Source organism: Mycobacterium sp. 4D054 (assembly GCF_052245755.1).
Lineage (GTDB): Bacteria > Actinomycetota > Actinomycetes > Mycobacteriales > Mycobacteriaceae > Mycobacterium.
On the sequence record NZ_JBQQCF010000161.1, the window covers coordinates 1 to 754 of the forward strand.

Here is a 754-nt window from a genome sequence, read left to right on the forward strand (position 1 = left end):
CCTACCGCCAACGCACCCGACCCGGTCAGCTTGACCCAGAGGGACCCGACGAGCATCCTCGATAACGCGCCACGGTGGTCCCATCCCCCTGGCAATCAGGTGGTCCCATCACCCTGGCAAGCGACAGCAGAGCCCGGAGGAGAGATGACGTTGAGACGTGTGATCGCACCTGTCGTCGCAGCGGTGGCCGTCGCAATCGCCACGGCAGGCACGGCGTACGCGATTCCGGAGCAGGGCACGCCGGAGTTCGACGGCTATATGCAAGGTCTGCAGCGAAACGGCTACAACCTGAATCCGGACACCGCGTGGCGTGTTGCTCACCAGGCGTGCGTGGGCGGCATACCGGGATACATCGGTTTGGAGTTGGCTGCTCAAGGAGTCATCGGTCCCGGCGCGCAGCAGCGGGTGATGGAGGTCGCCCACAAGTACGCCTGCCCCGTTCAATAGCCGACGACCAAGCACCTGTAACCGGTCACCGACGCGTCTGCAGCCGACCACTGCCGCATCACGCGTGTCACCGCGACAGCCCTCGGGCTGTCGGGATCGAACGGCGCCCGGCACAGGTAACTGATCCATCGCTCGGGCGAGCAGCGATGCAGGTCCGAGCCGCGACGCCGGCTTGATCTCCATGGGTCCCGGCGGGGACGAGGTCAGGTCAATTGGTGGTCGGTGGTGGGGGTTGGTAGGTGGGGTACCAGCGCCAGCTGATGCGTTCGCCGGTGGGGCCGCGGTAGGGCGTCACCGCTGGTGGGGG

General features: G+C 66.6%; 1 protein-coding gene. It reads left to right on the plus strand.

Features of this window, described 5'->3' with window-relative positions; translation table 11 throughout:
* The first annotated feature begins 144 nt into the window (after positions 1–144).
* Positions 145–447 carry a DUF732 domain-containing protein gene (locus tag ACTWP6_RS30385; protein ID WP_260754779.1) on the plus strand — a complete coding sequence of 101 codons (303 nt, stop codon included), beginning with the start codon at positions 145–147 and terminating at the stop codon, positions 445–447.
* Positions 448–754: the final 307 nt, after the last annotated feature.

Bases quoted from the DNA above. Each gene is read 5' to 3' on its own strand.
- ACTWP6_RS30385 (WP_260754779.1), top strand. From the start codon at position 145: ATGACGTTGAGACGTGTGATCGCACCTGTCGTCGCAGCGGTGGCCGTC.